At 67.9% G+C, this 520-nt stretch carries 1 protein-coding gene; it reads left to right on the top strand.

All coding sequences use genetic code 11. The features are described from left to right. Positions 1 to 520 (top strand): hypothetical protein (locus JNK74_30260; protein ID MBL7650453.1); only part of this gene is annotated, 520 nt, incomplete at both ends.

A 520-nucleotide genomic window follows, 5' to 3' on the forward strand; every position in this document is an offset into this window, starting at 1 on the left:
CACCGCCGACGCGAGGCTCGAGGTCTTTGACGTCACGACCGGCACGCCGATCCGCGTGGGGAGCGTCCCGGTCGGGGTGGATCCGGTGTCGGTGCGGGCGCGGACGAACACGCAGGCGTGGGTCGTGAACCACATCTCGGACAGTGTGAGCGTGGTGGACCTCTCGACGATGAACGTGGTGGCGTCGCTGCGCACGCTGGATGAGCCGTGCGACGTGGTCTTTGCCGGGACGCCGCAGCGGGCCTTCGTCTCGTGCTCGCAGGCCAACGCGGTGCTGGTGTTCGATCCGTCGAATCTGTCGGCGACGGCGACGACGGTGCCGATCAACGCCGAGGATCCGCGTGCGCTGGCGGTAAGCCCCGACGGGCAGACGGTCTATGCCGCGATCTTTGAGAGCGGGAACAAGACGACGATCCTGGGCGGGGGAATCGACCTCCCGCAGGGGATCCTGAACTTTCCGCCGAACGTGGTGAGCCTGGCGAGCACGCCGTACGGCGGTCAGAACCCTCCGCCCAACAGT

It is taken from the genome of Candidatus Hydrogenedentota bacterium (assembly GCA_016791475.1).
In the GTDB taxonomy this organism is placed as follows: Bacteria; Hydrogenedentota; Hydrogenedentia; order Hydrogenedentales; family JAEUWI01; genus JAEUWI01.